Source organism: Streptomyces sp. S3(2020), from assembly GCF_013044505.1.
In the GTDB taxonomy this organism is placed as follows: domain Bacteria; phylum Actinomycetota; class Actinomycetes; order Streptomycetales; family Streptomycetaceae; genus Streptomyces.
Map to the genome: position 1 here is coordinate 1 of NZ_JABERD010000521.1, position 1,173 is coordinate 1,173.

The window sequence follows — 1,173 nt, forward strand, 5'->3', positions numbered from 1 at the left end:
GGGGGGGGGGGGGGGGGGGGGGGGGGGCGCGGGGGGCGGGGGGCGGGGTGGGGGGGGAGGGCGGGGGCGGGGGCGGGGGGTGGCTCGTGGGGGGGCGGGGGGGGGGGGGAGGGCTGGATCCCGGGGGGCGGGACGGGTTCGGGGGGGGGTGGGGCGGGGGGGGGGAGGAACCGTAGGGGTGAGGTGCTCGTAGGGCTCGTAGGGGTGGGGTGCCCGTAGAGGTGGGGTGCGCGTCGGGCTCGCCCGGTGGGCGGGGCTTGTTGTCAGTGGCCCGTGCCATGCTTGTCGGCGATGGTAAAGAAGAGTGCGAACGACGACCCCCTCGCCCCGGTGACGCTTGCCGTGGGGCAGGAGGACCTGCTGCTGGACCGTGCCGTGCAGGAGGTGGTGGCCGCCGCGAAGGCCGCCGACGCCGACACGGACGTACGGGATCTGACCTCGGACCAGTTGCAGCCCGGCACGCTCGCCGAGCTGACCAGTCCCTCGCTCTTCGCGGAGCGCAAGGTCGTGGTCGTACGCAATGCGCAGGATCTGTCGGCCGACACCGTGAAGGACGTGAAGGCGTATCTCTCGGCGCCCGCCGAGGAGATCACCCTCGTGCTGCTGCATGCCGGTGGGGTGAAGGGCAAGGGGCTGCTCGATGCCGCGCGGAAGGTGGGGGCGCGGGAGATCGCCTGCCCCAAGATGACCAAGCCGGCGGATCGGCTGGCCTTTGTGCGGCAGGAGTTCCGGGTGACCGGGCGGTCGGCCACGCCCGAGGCCTGTCAGACGCTCGTCGACGCCATCGGGAGTGATCTGCGGGAGCTGGCGGCGGCTGTGTCGCAGTTGGTCGCCGACGTCGAGGGGACGATCGACGAGGCGGTGGTGGGGCGGTACTACACCGGGCGGGCCGAGGCGTCGAGCTTCACCGTCGCCGATCGGGCGGTCGAGGGGCGGGCGGCGGAGGCGTTGGAGGCGTTGCGGTGGTCGTTGGCCACGGGGGTGGCGCCGGTGATGATCACGAGTGCGTTGGCGCAGGGGGTGCGGGCGATCGGGAAGCTGTCGTCGGCTCGGGGTGGGCGGCCGGCGGATCTTGCGCGGGAGTTGGGGATGCCGCCGTGGAAGATCGAGCGGGTGCGGGAGCAGGGGCGGGGGGGGCGGGCGCTTTTAAACCTCTGACGCTGCCGACGAAGA

Annotated in this window: 1 pseudogene; it reads left to right on the forward strand. The window is 73.7% G+C overall.

The window, feature by feature from the left end:
* Positions 1-291 precede the first annotated feature (291 nt).
* Positions 292-1,134 (forward strand): annotated as a pseudogene (gene holA, locus HLK59_RS50095) (DNA polymerase III subunit delta); the annotation flags it as partial.
* Positions 1,135-1,173 lie beyond the last annotated feature (39 nt).